The sequence below is a fragment of the Allobosea sp. 2RAB26 genome (assembly GCF_052115465.1).
In the GTDB taxonomy this organism is placed as follows: Bacteria; Pseudomonadota; Alphaproteobacteria; order Rhizobiales; family Beijerinckiaceae; genus Allobosea.
Genome location: NZ_JBFRGS010000012.1, coordinates 191,930 through 210,206, shown reverse-complemented (window position 1 = coordinate 210,206; position 18,277 = coordinate 191,930). Strand labels below are relative to the sequence as shown.

Below are 18,277 nucleotides of genomic sequence, written 5' to 3'. Positions count from 1 at the left end.
CACTATCTCAAGCGCGTGAAGATCCCCGAGCAGGCGCTGAAATACCCGGGCCAGCTCTCGGGCGGCCAGCAGCAGCGCGTCGCGATCGCGCGCTCGCTCTGCATGAGCCCGAAGATCATGCTGTTCGACGAGCCGACCTCGGCGCTCGACCCCGAGATGGTCAAGGAGGTGCTCGACACCATGGTGAGCCTGGCAGAAGAGGGCATGACCATGCTCTGCGTCACCCACGAAATGGGCTTTGCGCGCCAGGTCGCCGACCGCGTCATCTTCATGGATGCCGGCCAGGTCGTCGAGATGAACGAGCCCAACGAGTTCTTCAAGAACCCGCAGCACGAACGCACCAAGCTCTTCCTCAGCCAGATCCTGCACTGAGGCCGGGCAAGACTTGAACCATGCGGCGCGCCGAACCCTCGGCGCGCCGCAACTGCGTCAAGGTTAGAGCGAGGATCGAGCGTCGTCTGCCATAGTGGACGCTGCCACGGCGATTGATCCAACAGGCATAGATAGAGATAGCCCCCGTATCGAACCACTATCGGCGCGATCAAATTCCGGAACAATTCGGGATGTACCCCGTTCTTGCCTGCAGAACGGAGGAACGCATCATGAGATTCATCATTCCGACGATGACTGCTGTCCTGCTTGCGACGAGCGGCGCCTATGCCCAGTCGATCAACATTGGACCGGGCGGGGTCTCGGTCGATCCACGCCCGCCGCGCGAGCGCGCCATCGACCGGGAAATCCGCCGCGAAGAGCGCATGCGCGATCGCGCCCGCTGGGAGCGCAGCAGCTGGCGCGGAGATTGCCGCACCGTGAGGACCATCGAGGAAACGCCGCGTGGCGAGATCAGGCGGACGACGCGGGTCTGCGATTGATCTCCCGCTGAAATGTGCAAGAGAAAGCCCGCCCTGGTGATCCAGGGCGGGCTGCTGATCGTTGGGGCTGCCTTATTTGGCGTCGCGGGCCTTCACGGCGGCATCGGGGAAGTCCGAGAACAGCCCGTCGATTCCGAGATCGAAGAAGGCCTTGTACTCGGCAGCGGGATCGCCCTTGAAATTCGAGGTTAGCCGCTTCGGCTCGCTGCGGAACGTCCAGGTATGGACGAAGAGGCCGGCCGCATGCGCGTCCTTGACGACATTGGTCGGCGCGATCAGTACCCGATCCTGCTCGTCGATCTTGCCGTCGCCGTTCAGATCCTTCGGCTTGCCGTCCTCGCCGATAGTTTGCTTGCCGGCGAGGATATAGGGCTTCCACGGCCCGACACCGTCGGCATAGGTCTTGATCTCCTTCAGCCCGTCGGCCGTGACCAGGTCCTTGAAGGTGCGCTTGTCGCCGGTGACGACGAAATCGTAGGGCTTGTCGAAGGGCGCGGCCAGCACGATGCCGCCATCCTTGTCGACGTCATCGGCATCGACGAGCTGGACGAGGCGCAGTTGCGTCTTGCCGCGCAGATATTTGAGATTGGCCGTCTCGAAGCTCTGGATGATCACGGGCGAGGACTTTTCGGTCCAGCCGGCCGCCTTCAACTGATCGAGCAGGCGGTCCTCGAGCGGCAGCCCGATCGCGGCATGAAAGATCGGGTGCTTGGTCTCGGGATAGATGCCGATGGTGCGGCCGGTCCGGGTGCTTTCGGCCTTGGCGAGATCGATGATCTCCTGCAGCGTCGGGATCGGGAACTTGCCATTATGCGACTGGTCGCGATCGGGCATCGCCTGCTTGGCGCGCAGCGTCTTGATCTCGGCGAGGGTGAAATCCCCGGCGAACCAGTCATTGGTGTCGACACCGTCGACCTTCCTGACAGTCTTGCGAGCAGCGAATTCCGGTCGCTCCGAAACGTCCGTGGTGCCGCTCAGCATCGGCTCGTGCCGTGCGACGAGTACGCCGTCCTTGGTCGCGACAAGATCCGGCTCGATGAAATCGGCACCCTGTTCGATCGCCAGCTTGTAGGATTCGAGCGTGTGCTCGGGCCTGTGGCCGCTGGCGCCGCGGTGACCGACGATGAGGGGCTTCTTCCCATCGAGCGTCGGCACGGGTTGGGCGAAGGCGGGCGATGTGGCAGCCAGGCCGCCGCAGGCAATGGCGGCCAGCATCGTGGCCGAAAGTAGCGTCTGTTTCATCGGATCTGTTCCCTGATCGCGGCAAGAGCGCGCGACCATGATCAGACGATATGACAGCTCCGTGAAGTGGTCTTGTGCCGCAAGGACAACTTTGTGGCGAGGCGCGGGGGCGCTGCCCGTCCGGTCCGTATCGTGGCGCGTCCTGACGGACGACGATCGAGAGGCCCGGCAGAAGCGTCGCCCGGTCAAGCCAGAGCGACGCCTGTGATTGGCTACGGGCTCAGCGCTTGTTTTCGAGCGTCGTCTTGGCGTCGAGGCGCTTCTGGGGGGGCGGCGTCAGGTCTGGCGGCGGTGTTGTGGCGCAGGCCGTGAGGGCCAGGGCAAGAAGACCGGCAAGCGTGATTCGGCAAAGGCGCTGCATGGCGTGGTTTCCACTTGATCGGAGCGATCGCCCCCCGTGTGCCGCTGACGACGACGCTTCGTCAAGCAGACGGCTTCACATGATAATGCGTCGATTTTCAAGCTGGACGCAGCAAGGGCAACCAGCCTCGGTTGCCGGATCATCCTGCGATGAGGGCCGTAAGCCCTGGCTCGCCATGCGGATTGCGGCATTCGGGGAGAGTGCCGCAAGATCGGCCGGAGTGGTGGCCCGGTCATGAGCGCCCGCGAGCGGCAGAGCAGAACGTCTGCTCAACCGGGACGGAATGTCCGGGACATGCCTTCGCCTCAAGTATCCGGTCGAGACGTTGTTGCCCCTGCCTCGTCTATATGACACCACAGCGCCGAGATTATGCCGCACACGCCGGCACCAGACGGAACGACGCAATGACCCCTGCCGCCCGCATCAGCGCCGCCATCGAGGTGCTGGACGATATCATACAGCGTCGCCGGCCGGCATCCGACGCCCTGAAGGATTGGGGTCTGTCGCGGCGCTTTGCCGGGTCGAAGGATCGTGCCGCAATTGCGACCCTGGTCTATGACGCGCTCCGCCGCCGCTCCTCCTCGGCCTTCGCCATGGGCGAGGAGACCTCGCGCGCGATGGTTCTCGGCATGCTCGCCGGCCTGCGCGAACTCCGGATGGAAGAGATCGCCGAACTGTGCTCGGGCGAGAACCACGCGCCCGCGCCGCTGACGCGCGAGGAAGCGACCCGGCTGATCACCTTCGACCTCGACGATGCACCGGGCTGGGTCCGCGCCGATGTGCCTGAGTGGCTTTGGCCTGCTTTCTCAGCGAGCTTTGGCGAGCAGGCCGTGTCGGAGGGCGCCGCACTGGCCGATCGTGCGCCGATCGACATCCGCGTCAATCGCCTTAAGTCGAATCAGGCCAAGGTGTTGGCGGAACTCGCTCATCTTGGAGCGGAGGCGGGGGCATGGTCCCCTGATGCGATCCGCTTCCTGCCGGGGGCGGATGGGCGCGGCCCTTCGCTGCAGAGCGAGCCGAGCTTCTTCGAGGGCGCCTTCGAGATCCAGGACGAGGGCTCGCAGCTCGTCTCGCTACTGGCCGGCGCCAAGCCCGGCGAGACCGTGGTCGACCTTTGCGCCGGCGCCGGAGGCAAGACGTTGGCTCTCGCTGCCCAGATGCAGAATCAGGGTCGCCTGTTCGCGACCGATCTCGATAGCCGTCGTCTGGCGCCACTGCATGAGCGTCTGGCGCGCTCGGGCGCCAGTATCGTCCAGATTCGCGTCCCGCGCAGCCGCGGCCATGAATCCCTCAGCGAAGTCGTGGGCGAGGCGGATCTCGTCCTGGTCGATGCGCCCTGCACCGGTTCCGGCACCTGGCGGCGTAATCCCGACGCAAAATGGCGCGTCAGACCGGGCGCGCTCGCCGAGCGGATCAAGGACCAGGCCGAGGTGCTGGCGCGCGCAGCCCGCCTGGTGAAGTCCGGCGGTCGTATTGCCTATGTCACCTGCTCGGTGCTTCCGGATGAGAATGACGGGGCCGTTTCAGGGTTCCTGCAGCGCCACCCCGGCTTCACCCTCGTGCCGAGCCAGGAGATCCTGTCGCCGAGGGAAGGCGACTTTGCTTTGCTCGCGCGGTTCTCGACCGCGCTTGGCCTGCAATTGTCGCCGCAGCGCACCGGGACGGACGGATTCTATCTGGCTTGCGTCAGGCGCGAGGCCTGAGGCGCGCTTGCGCCGTTGCGCCTGCGCGCGTGATGGCGTAACCGGGCGCGATGACGAGCAAGCCCCACGACTCCATCCTCATCATCGATTTCGGTAGCCAGGTCACGCAGCTGATCGCGCGTCGCGTACGCGAGATCGGCGTCTATTGCGAGATCGCTCCGTTCCAGTCGGCCTCCGAGGCCTTTCAGCGGATGAAGCCGAAGGGCGTCATCTTCTCCGGCGGTCCGGCCTCGGTGCCGGATGAAAATTCGCCGCGCGCCCCGCAGGAGGTCTTCTCGGCGGGCCTGCCGCTTCTCGGCATCTGCTATGGTCAGCAGACTATGGCGCATCAGCTCGGCGGCAAGGTCGAGGGCGGGCATGCGGCCGAGTTCGGCCGCGCCGATGTCGAGATCGTCGCGCCTTCGGCACTGTTCAGGGAGGTCTGGAACCAGGGCGGCCGCTTCCCGGTCTGGATGAGCCATGGCGACCGCGTCACGCAGTTGCCGGCTGGTTTCTCGGTCAAGGCGACCTCGGAGAACGCGCCCTTCGCGGTCGCGAGCGACGAGGAGCGGCGTTTCTATTCGACCATGTTCCATCCGGAGGTGGTGCATACGCCGGACGGCGCCAAGTTGCTGCGCAACTTCGTCGTCGATATCTGCGGCTGCGTCCCGGATTGGAGCATGTCCGCCTATCGCTCCGAGACCATCGCCAAGATCCGTGCGCAGGTCGGCAAGGGCAGGGTGATCTGCGGGCTTTCCGGCGGCGTCGATTCCGCCGTTGCCGCCGTGCTGATCCACGAGGCCATCGGTGACCAGCTCACCTGCGTCTTCGTCGATCACGGCCTGATGCGGATGAACGAGGCGGAAGAGGTCGTGCGCCTGTTCCGCGACAGCTACAACATCCCGCTCGTGCATGTGGAGGCGGAGGAACTCTTCCTCGCCGAGCTCGCCAAATGCGGCTCCGATCCGGAGGCCAAGCGCAAGACCATCGGCCGCCTCTTCATCGAGGTCTTCGACGAAGAAGCGCGCAAGCTCGGCGGTGCCGATTTCCTGGCACAGGGCACGCTCTATCCCGACGTGATCGAGAGCGTCTCCTTCTCCGGCGGGCCCTCGGTGACGATCAAGTCGCACCACAATGTCGGCGGGTTGCCCGAGCGCATGAAGATGAAGCTCGTCGAGCCGCTGCGCGAGCTGTTCAAGGACGAGGTCCGCGTGCTGGGCCGGGAGCTTGGCCTGCCCGAGGCCTTCGTCGGCCGCCATCCCTTCCCAGGGCCGGGCCTCGCCATTCGCTGCCCCGGCGAGATCACCAAGGAAAAGCTCGACATCCTGCGCAAGGCCGACGCGATCTATCTCGAGGAGATCCGCAAGGCCGGTCTCTACGACGTGATCTGGCAGGCTTTTGCCGTGCTGCTGCCGGTGCGCACCGTCGGCGTGATGGGTGACCACCGCACCTATGACCACGTCTGCGCGTTGCGTGCCGTCACCTCGGTGGACGGCATGACGGCCGATTTCTATCCCTACGACATGGCCTTCCTCGGCCGCACCGCGACCCGCATCATCAACGAGGTCAAGGGCATCAACCGGGTCGTCTACGACGTGACGTCGAAGCCGCCCGGCACGATCGAGTGGGAGTGATTCAGACCTTCTCGAATGTCGCGCTGAGGGTCTTTCCCGGCCTCGAACATCACAATCTGCGTCGGCTCCTCCATGCCGGCATCTGCGTTCCGGTCAACTCCGATGATCCAACGTACTTTAGAGGTCACGTAAGCGAAAATCTCATCCCGTCGGCCGAGGCATTGGGCCGGACCGCAGAGGAGCAATTGACCCTGGCAGACAACGGCCTCAGGGCCGCGTTCGTCGATGGGGACAGGCGCAAAAACGAACCGGAAGGTCATCAAGGGCAGGAGTCCACTGGGTCTTGCAGCGGTCTCCTACAATGAGACCTGAAAATACAGATTCTCCGCTCCGCATCTGGCTTGCGGTAATCGTGCTCGGCATCGCCTCGTTCACAATGGTCACGACCGAGTTCGCGCCGATCGGGCTGCTGTCCCAGATCGCCCTGGATCTGGGGCGAGATCAGGCCTCGGTCGGGCTCACGGTGACGCTCTATGCCTGGATCGGCGCCGCGAGCGGCCTGTTGTCGGTCGTTCTGCTCCAGAAGTTTCCTCGCAAGCCATTGCTCATCGTCTTGATGCTCATTCTTTCCGCGACCAATCTTGCGGCGATGATTTCCCACAGCTTCGACGGGTTGTTGCTGGCACGCGCGGTGGGCGCTGTCGTTCACGGTTTCTTCTGGGCCATGGCGGCTGCGGTCGCGTCACAGATTGCACCGTCCCACCGTATGGGTGTTGCAACCGCAATCATATTCGGCGGGATCTCGATGGCGACCGTTGTCGGCGTGCCGCTCGCGAACCTCGTCGGTCAGGCGAGTGGATGGCGTGCAGCGTTTGGCTCAATTGGCGCAGTCGGGCTGCTTACCTCGGTCCTGATGATCGCAGTTCTTCCCAAAATGCAGCCCGGATCGCCGGCAGGATGGAGAGAGCTTGGATCGGTGTTCCGCAGACATGACCTGCTGGGGATCTATGCTGTAACGGCATTCATGGCGGCGGCGAACTTCGCAGCGTACACTTTTATCGAACCATTCCTCGGAGAAATTCCGGATCTTCCCCAGGTCATGATCGGTGTGTTGCTGTTCGGCTTTGGGGGTGCAGGATTCCTTGGGAACATCCTGACCGGCTTTCTCATCGACCGCTTCATGAAGTCGATCATCACTGCAGGGCTGTTTGCCTTGTGCCTGGCGCTTGTTGGCCTTGGATGGTTCGGTCCTCAGCTGGGAACAGGTTGGGTCTTCGTCTTGCTCGTCATCTGGGGCGCCGCCATCGCGGCGCTGTTCGCGGGCCTGCAGACCTGGATCCTGCGCGCGGCCGGTTCGACAGTCATGTCCGCTGCCGCGATACACTCGGCGGTCATCAATTCGGCCATCGGCTTCGGAGCCATCCTCGGCGCCCGGATATTGACTGTATCCGGCGTATCCGGAGTGATGCTGGCCGCCGGAATGGTCGTCATTATCCCGCTTCTGATCATCCTGTTGCAAGCGGCTCCCCAGGCTGGCCCGAAGGAAAGGGGGAGCGTTGCTTGATGGTTGAGGCTGCAGTCAGACGCCGGCAGGCTTCTCAAGAATACTGAGACGGGTTCGGCAACGGTCCGGTGATCTTGCTTTTGAAATCAGGACCCCAACTTTTTGACAGTCCTAATGTCGGAGTTTTTGCGGCTACAGATTAGATTTGCGCGAAATGTCCATTGATTATTCGTTGTTCAAACAATCGAGTGGGAGTGAGGGCGAGCGGCGGCGGCAGGCCAGTTCCCACCGCTCGCGGGCATGCGAGTATGTGCATGCGACAACGACCTTTGATCGCCGATAGCGCTCCTCAGATTGTCGAGGCCAGGGCTTTGACCAACTCCTGAGGGGCTCCTTCACCGCCGGATTTGGGATCAGATTGACCGCACTTGGGGTCCCTAGGCGGGGACAGAGCAGCGTATTCGCCGCGATGCTGTTCCAACGATTGACGTTGACAGTTAATGTTTCCGTGGACCGCGACTTTCCGTCGGAGCCTTTAGCGATTGAACGACCCTGATCTCAGGGCAGGACAACGATTTTCCCGCCCGCCTGGTTCGTTTCCATCGTGCGATGCGCCTCAACGATTTCGTCGAGCTTGAACACCCGGCCGATGTTGATGCAAAGATCGCCGGCTGCGACCTGATCGGCCAGTGACTGCAGAGGGGTTCGCATGAAATCCTCTGACCCGCCTGCATAGGTGGTCAGTGACACAGCTGTCGGGATGGCGTCCATCGGGCTGAACTGATCAAACCACCATCGGTCGCCGACCATTCCGGTCATACAGACAACGCCGTGCGGGCGTGCGGTGCGCAATGAGTCCTTCAAAGTCGTCGTGCCGACCAGTTCGAGCACCTTGTTGACGCCGTTTGGGCAGATTTCACGGACCTGATCCGCGATCTCGCCGTTGTCGATCAACACCTGATCGGCTCCGTTCTCGCGCAACAAGCGTTCGCGAGCAGGATTGCGTGTTGTCGCCAGCACGAAGGCGCCGTGCTTCTTGGCGATCGCCGCGGCGGCCAAGCCCACCGATGTCGTGCCGCCACGTATGAGCAAGCGATCGCGTGCCTTCAGCTGCAACGCGTTGAAAAGCGATCCCCATGCCGTTTGCAGCATTTCGGGCATTGCGCCGAGAGTCTCCCATGGCAACGCCGTCTTGAGTCTTTGCACCTGTATCGCGGGTACGCAGACGTATTCGGCATAGCCGCCGTCGAACTGGCGCCCCATTCCGCCCATCGCGGTCGCGACGATATCGCCGGAGGCAAACGTCCCCCCTGGCGCCGCTGCAACGATTCCGACGGCTTCAATTCCGAGCACGCGCGGGAAAGGAACGCCGAGCGAAAGCCCCTTGCGAGTGAACAGTTCCGAGCGATTGAGCCCGAAGGCCTTCACCTGGATGAGCACCTGCCCTTTCTTGGGCGTCGGCATCGGTCGCGTTTCGAGCTTGAGGACTTCAGGCCCTCCGGCCTGATGGATCACGGCGGCCTTCATCGTGTTGGGCATCGGCCTGCTCCCTTACTGGCGCGGCGGATTGGTGGTGGAGAAGCTGTAGCGCGCGATCTTCCAGTCGCCCGAACCGAGCCTCTGCAAGACAAACAGTTCCTGATTGGCCTCTGCCCCTGCCTGGCCGTTCGCCTTGACGGTAACGGTGCCTGCGGAGTTGGTGCGCGCAAAGGCCCAGTGGGGTGCGACCTGGACGATTTCGACAATATCGAAGCGCACTGCCAGCCTGATCGCGTTGAACACGTTCACATAGGCGGCGCGCACTGCATCGGCGCCGACGCTTGATGGGGTGTTTGGCGGCATGAACACGCCGTCAGGCGCATAGAGCTTCATCACCGCGTCGGTATCCTCGGCGTTGAGTGCCCGCTCATAAGTGCGCAGGACATGCTCGATCGCGGTCCCGTCGCCGGTACGTTCGGCCGCGGAAGCTGTGAGGGACATCGCCAATGCGGTGCTGGCGGCAAGCGCGGAAATTACGATCTCTTTCATGGAGGTTCTCCTCGTTCACGGCATAATTGCCAACAAGAAGATGGGTCATTTCCAGTTTTGGATTTAGTCTGAAAATCTGGCAATGATTATCCCAAATTTGGGAAAGACATGCCAGACCTCAACGCGCTCCTGATATTCGCCCGGGTCGCCGAAACCGGCAGCTTTTCGGAAGCCGCGCGCCGTACCGGCATGCCGATCTCGACCGTGAGCCGCAGAATCGCCGAACTGGAGGACCAACTCGGCGTTCGCCTCTTCGAACGTTCGACCCGCAGCCTGCGGCTGACCGATGTTGGCGCGGAGATTCTGGAGCAGGCGCAACGCAGCGCCGAGATAAGCGAAGCGGTCGAGAGCATCGCCTCCAATCGCCTCTCCGAAGTGCGCGGTGCGCTGCGGCTTTCGGCGCCGCCCAACATTTCTGACAATCTGTTGGCGCCGCTCATTGGCTCCTTCCAGACGGCCTATCCCGCCGTAGAAGTGCAGGTGCTGATTACCGATCGCCATGTCGATCATATCTCCGAGGGCGTCGATCTCGCTCTGCGCCTCGGCCCCCTGAGTGACTCGAACCTCATTTCGCGCCCGATGCTCCGCTACCGCCATCGCCTCGTGGCCAGCCCCAGCTATCTGGAGCGGAAGAGCCCGCCGCTGCATCCACGGGACCTGCAGGAACACCGAATCCTGGCCTTCGCCTATTGGTCGCAGCAGCACCGTTGGACATTCGAGAGAGGTGATGAGCGCGAGACGGTCAGTTTCAGACCCAAGCTGACAATGAACGATTTCACCGGCCTGGCGGCTCTGCTGGCGGCTGGCGGCGGGATCGGCGAATTGCCTCCCATTGTCGCGCCTGCACTTGTTGCAGACGGGCGTCTGGTGGAGGTGATGCCGCAATGGCGCTTCCGGACGCTCGACTTATTGATCGTGCATCTTGGAAACCGCCACATCTCCCGCCCAGTTCGCTTGTTCAAGGATTTTGCGCTGCAGATGGCGCCAACGCTCGTCGGTGAACTACCGGTCTGAAATGCAGTTCAGTCGGCGGCGATGCATCATCGCGCGTTTCCCCGATTTTTTGACGGACCCGCCGTCGGAATGTGCTCGGCCGCAAAGGAAGTTGCGTCAAGATTTCAATGTTCTACGCGCTGTTTGAACAATCGAGTGGGAGTGAGGCGGCAATCGACACCTGCAGCTTTCGCTAGGGTGTCTCTGCCGCTTGCCGGGCGACCTGATCCCGGCGGCACCTGAGAAAGACCGCGTCCGATGGATTGGACGCAAGACCGATGGCGCGATCAAAGGCCGCAAGCGCGGCGTCGGTCGGGCCCGAGCGGGACAGCAATTCGGCACGTGCCGCATGAAACGGCTGATAGGCCGAGAGCGCTGAGGCAAGCAACTCAAGAGCGTGCAAGCCTGCTTGGAGTGCGCCAGCTTCCGCCAATGCCACGGCGCGGTTCAACCGGACGACCGGCGTCGGTTCGATCCGCAACAGGCTATCATAGAGCAGGACGATCTGCGGCCAGTCGGGCGGCTCCGCCTGGACATGCAAGGCGGCAATCGCCGCCTTGATCTGAAAGGCCCCCGGCGCGCGTCGCGCCACTGCACGATCGAGCAAGGCCAGCCCTTCGGCAATCCGGGCGCCATCCCAAAGCCTGCGGTCCTGCACTGCAAGTGGGACGCTGGTTCCGCCGGCATCGAGCCGTGCCGCGCGGCGGGCTTCGGTGATCAGCATCAGCGCCAGCAGTCCCTCGATTTCGGCCTGGTCCGGACGCAGGCCATTCAACATGCGCGCAAGATAGATGGCCTCTTCACCCAAAGGACTGGTGTGAGATTCGTCCGTGCCCGAATAGGCCTGGTTGAAAATGAGATAGACGACGGTCAGGACGGATTGCAGCCGCTCTGCCCAGGCTTCCGGTCCGGGTACGGCATAGGGAATGCCGGCGGCGAGTATCTTTGCCCGTGCCCGCGAGAGGCGCTGGCCCATGGTGGTTTCGTTGTCGAGGAAAGCAGCGGCAACGTCGGCCGTACTCAATCCGCGCAGGGTGCGAAGCGTCAGTGCGACCCGGGTCTTGGGCTCCAGCGCCGGATGGCAGCAGGTGAAGATCAGCCGCAGGCGTTCGTCGGCAATATCCTCGGTCGTCGTCTCGGCTGCTTCGGCTAGGGAAAGCCGGGCGATCTCGCCAGCCTTGCGGTCCTCACGGGCCGACTTGCGCAAGCGATCGATCGCCTTGCGCAGCGCGACCTTCAAGAGCCAGCCCTGAGGCGAGGCAGGCAGCCCCGTCCTTCCCCAATGCACGACCGCCGAGGCCAGGGCGTCCTGCAGCGCGTCCTCGGCAAGCTGGAAATTCTTCAGCTGAACAATCAGCGCAGACAGAAGCCGCCCCCGATCCATCCGCACCATATTCTCAATGGCACAGGAAACCGATCGGGGATCGGCGGCGGCCTCCGACATCAGGCGTCGTAGTCCATCACGGGCCGCACTTCGATCGTCCCATAGGCCGCCGACGGGATCATCGCTGCGAAGCGCAGGGCGGCATCCAGGTCGGGAACCTCAAAAATATAGTACCCGCCGAGGCGTTCCTTGGTCTCGGCAAAGGGGCCATCCATCGTCTCCACCTTGCCTCCGCGAATTCTCAGACTCGTGGCGGTCTCGACATCCTTCAGGCCTTCGCCCGCCACATAAGCGCCCGCCGCCTTCAGGGTTTCGTTGAAGGCGAAATACCCCTTCATCATCACCTCGAATTCTGGCGTGCCATAGGCTGGCTCGAGGGACGGGTCACTATAGATCAGCGCCATGTACTGCATGTCAGGTCTCCGGTGTTGGGCAGGTTCGGGGAGGTGTCAGGGGCGAGAGCCAAGCGCCGCGAGGGCGAGGGCCGCGGTCAGCGTCAGGGTTGCAAGGATGCAGGCGGAGTTACCCGCGATCCGCAGGGGATGGGTGGGGGCATTGGCGCGCAGTCCGATGGGGTGCAAAATCCGCCCGATGACGACCAGCAGCCCGGCGGCATGGAGCCAGAGCGGGCCGGCGCCCTGGCCCTCGGCCAGCACCATCAGGATGAGGATCATCGGCACCCATTCGACGAAATTGCCATGCCGGCGGATGCGTTCGTGCAGATTGGCATTGCCTGCATCTCCGATGGAGACGCTCAATGCCGAGCGGGTTTTGGTGACGCCGATCCACAGGGCCAGAAAGATCACGGCCAGGGGGATCGCATAGAGCGAGGTAATCGGAAAAATCATCAGGTTGGGCCATTCAGCTTGGTTTCGATGCCCCAAGAACGCTGCCCAATCCCGGATTTCGACATCCAGGCAAAAAATTTCAAACGAGCACGCCGGGTGGCATCCGCTAGGGTAAATTGGCCGCCTGGGCCAGTGGTATGAAATTCTATGAAGAATTGCTCTGACGGAAAAGGGTGAAGTCGTTCGTATGATATTACATTTCGATACTGTGCCTCACAGCGGATAAATATAGCCTGAAATTCATTCGATCGCCCAATGCGGATAGACTTCGCGGTGAAGTCCGGTCCTTGGAGGCGCCGCGCCTCCGGCGGGAGAACGCACGAGCGATCAGATCGTCACGACGATCTTGCCGAATTGTTCGTTCGACTCCAGGAACCGGTGCGCCTCGACGATCTGGTCGAACGGAAAGATCCTGGCGATGGTCGGCTGAAGCGATCCGGACGCCAGCCCGTCGAGGATGAACGCCTTGGCTGCCTCGAGCCGCGCGGGATCACTGAGGATCTCGTGTACGAGGTAGCCGCGGAGCGTCAGTGTCTTGCTGAGGACGGCGAAGAGCGGGAAGGGGGTCGGTTCAGGGCTCAAACCGCCATATTCGATGAGAATGCCACCCCGCGACATCGCGGCCGTCAGCGGGCCGAATATCGGGCCGCCGATCGGATCGAGCACGACGCGTACACCATTCCGGCCAGCGATGTCCGACAGCCGCGCTTCCAGATCTTCCTCGGCCGAAGCGACGACATGGGTCGCGCCAAAGGCGAGCAGGGCCTGCTTTTTGCCTGAGGTGCGCGTGACCGCGATCGTGGTCGCGCCCACCGTCTTGGCAATCTGGAGCGCGGCAAGTCCAACGCTGCTTGATGCAGCCGTGATGACGACAAAGTCCTCCCTGCGGAGCTTGGCGATGTCGATAAGCGCCCCATAGGCGGTGAGGTACTGCATCCAGAAGGCGGCAGCCGCTTCGAAACTGAGCGATGGCGGATGCTTCACGACGAGTTCGGCTGGAAACGTGGCAAGCTCGCCATAGGCGGGCCAGCGCACCATCGACACGGGTGGCACCACGCTGACGGCGTCGCCAAGTACCAACCCTTCCACATCGTCGCCGACGGCTTCAATGATGCCTGCTGCCTCAAGGCCGAGACCGGACGGCAAAGTCGGTGTCTCGATATAGGTGCCGGCGCGCAGCAACGCCTCGGCGCGGTTCAGCCCGAGCGCCTTGACCCGGATCTGCACCTCGCCTCGGCCGGGAGCCGGAACCGTCACGGTCTCGATGCGCAAGACCTCCGGACCACCATGCTCATGAAAGCGAACGACGCGTGCCATTGGCTGTAACTCCAAATTATTTGAACGGAATAAGCTATGCGTTCGGGCCGTGCCGCGGATAAATGGCTGAATCGGAAGATCAGTCAAAACTATGGGTTCTGAAAGATGGATCGCCTTACGAGCATGGCCGTGTTCGTCAAAGCCGTTGACTTGGGCTCGTTCGCGGCTGCCGCCGAGGCTCTCGATCTGTCGGGGCCGATGGTCGGCAAGCATGTCCGCTTCCTGGAAGAGCGGCTGGGCGTGCGCCTCATCAACCGCACCACGCGCCGCCAGAGCCTGACGGATTTCGGGCGCACCTATTTCGATCGCTGCCGCGTCGTTCTGGCCGAAGCCGAGGCTGCAGATGCGCTCGCTGCCGACCAGCTTTCAGAACCGCGCGGAAAGCTGCGTGTCACCATGCCTGCGCTCCTCGGCCGATGCTGCGTTGCGCCCATCCTGCTGGAGCTCGCGCGGCGCCATCCCGCGCTGGAGCTTGATCTGTCGTTCAGCGACCGCATCGTCGATCTTGCCGAAGGGAACTACGATCTCGCCATCCGGACAGGCGAGCTGGCGAACAAGACAGGCGTGATCGCGCGACGCATCGCTCGTCACCGGATGCTCGTCTGCGCGTCGCCGTCCTATCTCGAGACACACGGCCGGCCCGGTCAGATCGAGGAGATCGGTCGGCATCACGCCATCATCTACAGCCGGCCGGGCTGGATTCACCCGTGGCTGTTCGCGCGCGAGGGCCAGCCACCGGTGGAGGTTGCGCCGGTCGGCCGGTTGCGGCTCGACGACCTTGATGCCGTGGCCGATGCCGCAGCTTCCGGCCTGGGCCTTGCCTGGCTGCCATCTTGGCTGATTCAGGAGCGCATTCAGGCAGGCAAGCTTGTGCCGTTGTTGCTGAATGAGCCGGGATATGTGTTCGACAACTACGCGCTATGGCTGCAGACGCCTCACCTGCCGCGCAAGGTACGTCTCGCCGTCGATGCGCTGGCATCGGCGCTGCCCAGGCTCATGGCCTGAAATGCAGGGCATAGGGCGTCGCGACGACTTCAAGGCGCTTTCGGCCGCCCATTCCATCCCCACCGGACAAGAACGGAGTGTCGTGCGTCGGCCGGCAGCGCCTCAGTGCTTGCTGAGATATTTCATACCGGTATCGCACATCACGGTGACGATGGTCGCGCCGGGGCCGAACTGCTCGGCGAGGCGTAGCGCTGCGACGACATTGGCTCCCGTCGACGTTCCCGCGAAGAGGCCTTCCTCTCGGGCGAGGCGGCGGGCCATGGTGGCAGCCTCCTCGGTCGAAACCAGATCAATCCGGTCGGCGATGTCCTTCTCCCAGAGCGGCACGACATAGCCGGCGCCGATCCCGTCGATCTTGTGGGCTCCGGTCGCGCCGCCCGACAGCACCGGGGATTCGGCGGGCTCCACGGCCGCAATTGCGATCGCGGCATTGTGCCGGCGCAGCGCCTCGCCGGTTCCGCGGAGCGAGGCGGCGGTGCCGACGCTCTGGACGAAGCCGTCGATCCTGCCCCTCGTCTGCGCCCAGACTTCGTCAGCCATCCGGTGATAGGCCGCCATCTGGTCGCGGTTCTTCATCTGGTCGGTCCAGAAACTGCCGGTCTCGGCGGCAAGGACCCGTGCGGCTTCGATCATGTCGCGGGTGAGCTTCTCGGTCATGCGGCCGCTCTCACTGGGAATGATCTGAAGCTGGGCGCCCAGCAGTTTCATATGCTCGAGCTTCTCTCGCGCGAACGCGTCCGAGGTCACGATATGCAGCGGGTAACCCTTCACGGCACAGACCAGCGAGAGGGAGACGCCCGTGCTTCCGCCGGTATATTCGACGACGGAACCTCCCGGCTTCAGGCGGCCGTCCGCTTCGGCGGCCTCGACCATCGCCAGCGCCATGCGGTCCTTCATGCTCCCCGTCGGGTTTTCGCTTTCCAGCTTCAGCAGGATCCGGGCGCCGTTTGCCGGTGCGATCCGCCGCAGCGCGAGGAGGGTGGTGTTGCCGACGAGGTCCAGGATGGTTCGGTCCGGGTGGTTCATCTCAGGCGCCCTGCTGTTCGAGCCAGATCTTGAGCGCAACCGCATTGTTCCGCTCTTCGTCACGCGCCGCGTAGAGCAGGGTCACCGGACCTTCGCGCAGATGCCGGAAAAGCTCCCTGGTGGCCGCTTGCGCCGCTTCGCTCGTCAATTCGTCCGCATAGGCCGCGCGGAACGCATCCCAATCATCCGGCTTGCCGTGAAACTGCTTCCGCAGGGCATTGCTCGGCGCGATCTCCTTGAGCCAGAGGTCGATATGCGCCTTGTCCCTGGAGATGCCGCGCGGCCAAAGCCGGTCGACCAGGATGCGCTTGCCGTCATTGGCGGCCCGGTGGTCGTAGACGCGCTTCAGGACGAATGAGGCCATTGGACGTCTGCCACGTGGGGAACGAGGCGCCCGGATCGCGCGACGCCCATTTCCATGCATCTACATGTATTGTAGATGCATATAACCATGAGAGCTGGGAAGCAATCGCAAGGCAGCCTGCGACGCGAGGCTCGCGCCCTGGTCGACGCTTGCCCGGCCTGGAATGCCCGGCTGGCGGCGCGACGCATTTCGCTGTTCATCGATCGGGACATGGCGGCCCTTGGCCTTACCGCGGCGCAAGCCGGGCTGATGGCGCAGATCGCGACCATCGGCGACGATACGCTCGGCGCACTCGCTCAGCGGACCGGGCTCGAGCAATCCACGCTGTCGCGCAATCTGCGTACGCTGGAACGCGAGGGGCTGATCGAGATCGCGGTGGTGGAGGCAGACTTGCGGCGTCGTGCAGTGTGGCTGACCGAAGCCGGCGTACGGCGGTTACAGGAGGCCCTGCCGGTCTGGCGTCAGGCCCAAGCCCGTCTCGCGCAGATCCTGAGGCCTGGACTGGCGCGCGAGCTCGCAGACCACAGCGAGGCGCTGAACGAGGCGAAGCCCGGATCACGATTGCCTTGAAAGCTCCAAAATCTCTTGGTCGAGTGCGCGCCCTGGTCCCCCTCCGGCGAGCATCGGGCGCTGAGGTCGGTCGCGCTGCGATTGGAGGGCCTGGCTAGCGGGCAGCAGGACAAGCGTATCGGATTTCGTGCTGCGGTAGCGGTCGGGCGTCTTGCCGGACAGGTCGAGAGCGAGGTGCGAGATGACACCTGTCGACGCGTGTGATCTGTCGTTTCCGGATCTCAGTCTTCCGCAGAACCTTCGCGGCCCCCCGCGGGCAGGCAATCGCGAAAGCGTCGCAATCTTCTTCGCGCTCCTGCCGGAGCCGGACACAGCGAGCTACATTTCCCATCTCGCCGGCGACCTTCGCGCCGAGTTCAAGCTGCACGGTCGGCTGCGCCCGCCGAGCCTGCTCCATGTCTCGCTCAACAAGGTCGGCAATTTCATCGAATTGCCCAGGGAAATCATCGCCGCAGCGCTGGAAGCCGGCCGAATGGTCGAGGCCCATCAGTTCGCCGTGAGCCTTGACCGGTTCCTCAGTTTCAGCGGCGGTGAACCTCACGCCCTTGTCCTGTGCTGCGGGGAGGATCTCGCCGCGCTTTCGACACTGCGCCGCAACATCGATCGGGCGCTCAAGAGGGTCGGGCTGAAACCGGGTGGTCAGGCAGGTTCGACGCCCCATGTGACCATATTATACGACCGCGAACTCGTACCTCCCATGGGGCTCGAGCGGCCGATCGGCTGGGTCGCCCGCGACTTTGTCCTGATCGAGAGTTTCCAGGGACAAGGCCGATACGAGATTCTGGGGCGCTGGCCGCTGCACCCGCTATGTTGAAGGTCGAATGCGGTAAGCGCAGCGCCGCGCGCCATGAAGGATGTGTTCCTCTCGTTCGACCGAACAGCCCGGTCCGAGCGCGTCTCTGAAGATCGCGAGTTCGGCGCGGCAAAACCCCTGGCAAATCGACGCCGCGGCGCAGATCGGACAGTGGTTCTCGATCAGAAGCCAGCCATCGTCCGATCGCTGCCATTCGGCCATATAGCCTTCGCGGCTCCGGATCTCGGTGAGCGCCGCAATGCGGGCCTCCAGCCCTTCGGCGCCCGCCATGGCTGCCTGATAGGCGGTTCGCATCTCGGTTTCGCGGGCGTTGATCAAACGGTCGAGCGCGTCTGCCCCCAGGAGTTCGCGCACGGACCGCAACAGGCTGACCGTGAGCTCCGCATGGCTGTCGGGGAAGCGCGCCTGACCCTTGTCGGTCAAACGCCAGAACTGGGTTGGGCGGCCGACACCTCGGGACACGGTCTCGGTTTCGACAAGGGCTTCGGTCGCGAGCTTCGCGAGTTGCTGCCGCGCGTTCTCGCCCGTGGTGCCAAGCGCCCTTCCCAGATCAGCCGCGGTCTGTGCGCCGCGTGTCTTCAGCAGGGTCAGCAGCCGGTCAGCCGGCGGACGGGGCAGTGATGATGCATTTTCCAAGTCGTAGCTTGACATATTTCAGGAGCGCCAATATTCCAAGTCGATACTTGTTTTATA

General features: G+C 63.4%; 21 protein-coding genes. 10 read left to right on the top strand and 11 right to left on the bottom strand.

Going from position 1 to position 18,277, the window contains the following annotated elements; all coding sequences use genetic code 11:
* Together AB4118_RS22985 and AB4118_RS22980 are read left to right on the top strand one after the other, a co-directional pair.
* On the top strand, positions 1 to 372 hold a 372-nt coding region (locus tag AB4118_RS22985), incomplete at its 5' end, for an amino acid ABC transporter ATP-binding protein (RefSeq protein WP_441491917.1).
* A 230-nt stretch (positions 373 to 602) separates the two neighbouring features.
* Complete coding sequence (locus AB4118_RS22980; RefSeq protein ID WP_441491916.1) at positions 603 to 872, top strand: hypothetical protein; 270 nt, start codon at positions 603 to 605, stop codon at positions 870 to 872.
* Between the two features lie 72 nt (positions 873 to 944).
* Here the strand turns inward: AB4118_RS22980 and AB4118_RS22975 are convergent, their stop codons facing one another.
* Entirely contained in the window at positions 945 to 2,114 is a 1,170-nt protein-coding gene (locus AB4118_RS22975; protein ID WP_441491915.1) for a glycerophosphodiester phosphodiesterase, read from the bottom strand.
* Between the two features lie 220 nt (positions 2,115 to 2,334).
* Positions 2,335 to 2,475, bottom strand: coding sequence for a hypothetical protein (locus AB4118_RS22970; protein ID WP_441491914.1), 141 nt, complete (start codon positions 2,473 to 2,475; stop codon positions 2,335 to 2,337).
* A 404-nt stretch (positions 2,476 to 2,879) separates the two neighbouring features.
* On the opposite strand from AB4118_RS22970, the gene AB4118_RS22965 reads away from it, so the two are divergent.
* The 4 genes from AB4118_RS22965 to AB4118_RS22950 are packed head-to-tail and all read left to right on the top strand — an operon-like array spanning position 2,880 to position 7,295.
* Positions 2,880 to 4,178 carry an RsmB/NOP family class I SAM-dependent RNA methyltransferase gene (locus AB4118_RS22965; RefSeq protein WP_441491913.1) on the top strand — a complete coding sequence of 433 codons (1,299 nt, stop codon included), beginning with the start codon at positions 2,880 to 2,882 and terminating at the stop codon, positions 4,176 to 4,178.
* 50 nt (positions 4,179 to 4,228) lie between these two features.
* A complete protein-coding gene (guaA, locus tag AB4118_RS22960; protein WP_441491912.1) occupies positions 4,229 to 5,791 on the top strand; it encodes a glutamine-hydrolyzing GMP synthase in 1,563 nt (520 codons plus the stop codon).
* On the top strand, positions 5,782 to 6,096 hold the full coding sequence (locus AB4118_RS22955) for a hypothetical protein (RefSeq protein ID WP_441491911.1): 315 nt from the start codon (positions 5,782 to 5,784) through the stop codon (positions 6,094 to 6,096). The genes guaA and AB4118_RS22955 overlap by 10 nt, the downstream gene beginning before the upstream one ends.
* Before the next feature lie 47 nt (positions 6,097 to 6,143).
* On the top strand, positions 6,144 to 7,295 hold the full coding sequence (locus AB4118_RS22950) for an MFS transporter (protein ID WP_441491910.1): 1,152 nt from the start codon (positions 6,144 to 6,146) through the stop codon (positions 7,293 to 7,295).
* A gap of 498 nt (positions 7,296 to 7,793) precedes the next feature.
* Here the strand turns inward: AB4118_RS22950 and AB4118_RS22945 are convergent, their stop codons facing one another.
* Positions 7,794 to 8,774 (bottom strand): zinc-binding alcohol dehydrogenase family protein, encoded by a 981-nt coding sequence (locus tag AB4118_RS22945; RefSeq protein WP_441491909.1) that lies wholly within the window; start codon positions 8,772 to 8,774, stop codon positions 7,794 to 7,796.
* A gap of 12 nt (positions 8,775 to 8,786) precedes the next feature.
* Positions 8,787 to 9,263, bottom strand: coding sequence for a YybH family protein (locus AB4118_RS22940; RefSeq protein ID WP_441491908.1), 477 nt, complete (start codon positions 9,261 to 9,263; stop codon positions 8,787 to 8,789).
* Between the two features lie 108 nt (positions 9,264 to 9,371).
* Here AB4118_RS22940 and AB4118_RS22935 point away from each other — a divergent pair, with 108 nt between their 5' ends.
* Entirely contained in the window at positions 9,372 to 10,277 is a 906-nt protein-coding gene (locus tag AB4118_RS22935; protein WP_441491907.1) for a LysR family transcriptional regulator, read from the top strand.
* A 172-nt stretch (positions 10,278 to 10,449) separates the two neighbouring features.
* On the opposite strand, the gene AB4118_RS22930 is transcribed toward AB4118_RS22935, so the two are convergent.
* From AB4118_RS22930 to AB4118_RS22915, 4 genes are all read right to left on the bottom strand, one after another.
* Positions 10,450 to 11,700: an RNA polymerase sigma factor gene (locus AB4118_RS22930; protein ID WP_441491906.1), complete on the bottom strand. Its 1,251-nt coding sequence runs from the start codon at positions 11,698 to 11,700 to the stop codon at positions 10,450 to 10,452.
* The gene (locus AB4118_RS22925; RefSeq protein ID WP_441491905.1) at positions 11,700 to 12,053 is read right to left on the bottom strand and encodes a YciI family protein; all 354 of its coding nucleotides are present in this window, start codon (positions 12,051 to 12,053) and stop codon (positions 11,700 to 11,702) included. Before AB4118_RS22925 ends, AB4118_RS22930 begins: the two co-directional genes overlap by 1 nt.
* 36 nt (positions 12,054 to 12,089) lie before the next feature.
* The gene (locus AB4118_RS22920; RefSeq protein WP_441491904.1) at positions 12,090 to 12,488 is read right to left on the bottom strand and encodes an MAPEG family protein; all 399 of its coding nucleotides are present in this window, start codon (positions 12,486 to 12,488) and stop codon (positions 12,090 to 12,092) included.
* Positions 12,489 to 12,815: 327 nt separating this feature from the next.
* The gene (locus tag AB4118_RS22915; protein WP_441491903.1) at positions 12,816 to 13,805 is read right to left on the bottom strand and encodes a zinc-dependent alcohol dehydrogenase family protein; all 990 of its coding nucleotides are present in this window, start codon (positions 13,803 to 13,805) and stop codon (positions 12,816 to 12,818) included.
* A gap of 105 nt (positions 13,806 to 13,910) precedes the next feature.
* Between AB4118_RS22915 and AB4118_RS22910 the strand changes: the two genes are divergently transcribed.
* Positions 13,911 to 14,810 (top strand): LysR family transcriptional regulator, encoded by a 900-nt coding sequence (locus AB4118_RS22910; RefSeq protein WP_441491902.1) that lies wholly within the window; start codon positions 13,911 to 13,913, stop codon positions 14,808 to 14,810.
* Positions 14,811 to 14,912: 102 nt separating this feature from the next.
* Here AB4118_RS22910 and AB4118_RS22905 read toward each other — a convergent pair whose 3' ends face one another.
* Both AB4118_RS22905 and AB4118_RS22900 read right to left on the bottom strand, forming a co-directional pair.
* A complete protein-coding gene (locus tag AB4118_RS22905; RefSeq protein WP_441491901.1) occupies positions 14,913 to 15,836 on the bottom strand; it encodes a PLP-dependent cysteine synthase family protein in 924 nt (307 codons plus the stop codon).
* Between the two features lies 1 nt (position 15,837).
* Positions 15,838 to 16,200 (bottom strand): DUF488 domain-containing protein, encoded by a 363-nt coding sequence (locus AB4118_RS22900; RefSeq protein ID WP_441491900.1) that lies wholly within the window; start codon positions 16,198 to 16,200, stop codon positions 15,838 to 15,840.
* An 87-nt stretch (positions 16,201 to 16,287) separates the two neighbouring features.
* On the opposite strand from AB4118_RS22900, the gene AB4118_RS22895 reads away from it, so the two are divergent.
* Both AB4118_RS22895 and AB4118_RS22890 read left to right on the top strand, forming a co-directional pair.
* The gene (locus AB4118_RS22895; protein WP_441491899.1) at positions 16,288 to 16,770 is read left to right on the top strand and encodes a MarR family winged helix-turn-helix transcriptional regulator; all 483 of its coding nucleotides are present in this window, start codon (positions 16,288 to 16,290) and stop codon (positions 16,768 to 16,770) included.
* Between the two features lie 181 nt (positions 16,771 to 16,951).
* Positions 16,952 to 17,584, top strand: coding sequence for a 2'-5' RNA ligase family protein (locus AB4118_RS22890; protein ID WP_441491898.1), 633 nt, complete (start codon positions 16,952 to 16,954; stop codon positions 17,582 to 17,584).
* Here the strand turns inward: AB4118_RS22890 and AB4118_RS22885 are convergent.
* On the bottom strand, positions 17,576 to 18,235 hold the full coding sequence (locus tag AB4118_RS22885) for a helix-turn-helix transcriptional regulator (RefSeq protein ID WP_441491897.1): 660 nt from the start codon (positions 18,233 to 18,235) through the stop codon (positions 17,576 to 17,578). The two genes, AB4118_RS22890 and AB4118_RS22885, sit on opposite strands and share 9 nt — an antisense overlap.
* Positions 18,236 to 18,277 lie beyond the last annotated feature (42 nt).

Bases quoted from the DNA above. Each gene is read 5' to 3' on its own strand.
- AB4118_RS22980 (WP_441491916.1), top strand. From the start codon at position 603: ATGAGATTCATCATTCCGACGATGACTGCTGTCCTGCTTGCGACGAGC.
- AB4118_RS22975 (WP_441491915.1), bottom strand. From the start codon at position 2,114: ATGAAACAGACGCTACTTTCGGCCACGATGCTGGCCGCCATTGCCTGC.
- AB4118_RS22970 (WP_441491914.1), bottom strand. From the start codon at position 2,475: ATGCAGCGCCTTTGCCGAATCACGCTTGCCGGTCTTCTTGCCCTGGCC.
- AB4118_RS22965 (WP_441491913.1), top strand. From the start codon at position 2,880: ATGACCCCTGCCGCCCGCATCAGCGCCGCCATCGAGGTGCTGGACGAT.
- guaA (WP_441491912.1), top strand. From the start codon at position 4,229: ATGACGAGCAAGCCCCACGACTCCATCCTCATCATCGATTTCGGTAGC.
- AB4118_RS22945 (WP_441491909.1), bottom strand. From the start codon at position 8,774: ATGCCCAACACGATGAAGGCCGCCGTGATCCATCAGGCCGGAGGGCCT.
- AB4118_RS22940 (WP_441491908.1), bottom strand. From the start codon at position 9,263: ATGAAAGAGATCGTAATTTCCGCGCTTGCCGCCAGCACCGCATTGGCG.
- AB4118_RS22935 (WP_441491907.1), top strand. From the start codon at position 9,372: ATGCCAGACCTCAACGCGCTCCTGATATTCGCCCGGGTCGCCGAAACC.
- AB4118_RS22930 (WP_441491906.1), bottom strand. From the start codon at position 11,700: ATGTCGGAGGCCGCCGCCGATCCCCGATCGGTTTCCTGTGCCATTGAG.
- AB4118_RS22925 (WP_441491905.1), bottom strand. From the start codon at position 12,053: ATGCAGTACATGGCGCTGATCTATAGTGACCCGTCCCTCGAGCCAGCC.
- AB4118_RS22920 (WP_441491904.1), bottom strand. From the start codon at position 12,488: ATGATTTTTCCGATTACCTCGCTCTATGCGATCCCCCTGGCCGTGATC.
- AB4118_RS22915 (WP_441491903.1), bottom strand. From the start codon at position 13,805: ATGGCACGCGTCGTTCGCTTTCATGAGCATGGTGGTCCGGAGGTCTTG.
- AB4118_RS22910 (WP_441491902.1), top strand. From the start codon at position 13,911: ATGGATCGCCTTACGAGCATGGCCGTGTTCGTCAAAGCCGTTGACTTG.
- AB4118_RS22905 (WP_441491901.1), bottom strand. From the start codon at position 15,836: ATGAACCACCCGGACCGAACCATCCTGGACCTCGTCGGCAACACCACC.
- AB4118_RS22900 (WP_441491900.1), bottom strand. From the start codon at position 16,200: ATGGCCTCATTCGTCCTGAAGCGCGTCTACGACCACCGGGCCGCCAAT.
- AB4118_RS22895 (WP_441491899.1), top strand. From the start codon at position 16,288: ATGAGAGCTGGGAAGCAATCGCAAGGCAGCCTGCGACGCGAGGCTCGC.
- AB4118_RS22890 (WP_441491898.1), top strand. From the start codon at position 16,952: ATGACACCTGTCGACGCGTGTGATCTGTCGTTTCCGGATCTCAGTCTT.
- AB4118_RS22885 (WP_441491897.1), bottom strand. From the start codon at position 18,235: ATGTCAAGCTACGACTTGGAAAATGCATCATCACTGCCCCGTCCGCCG.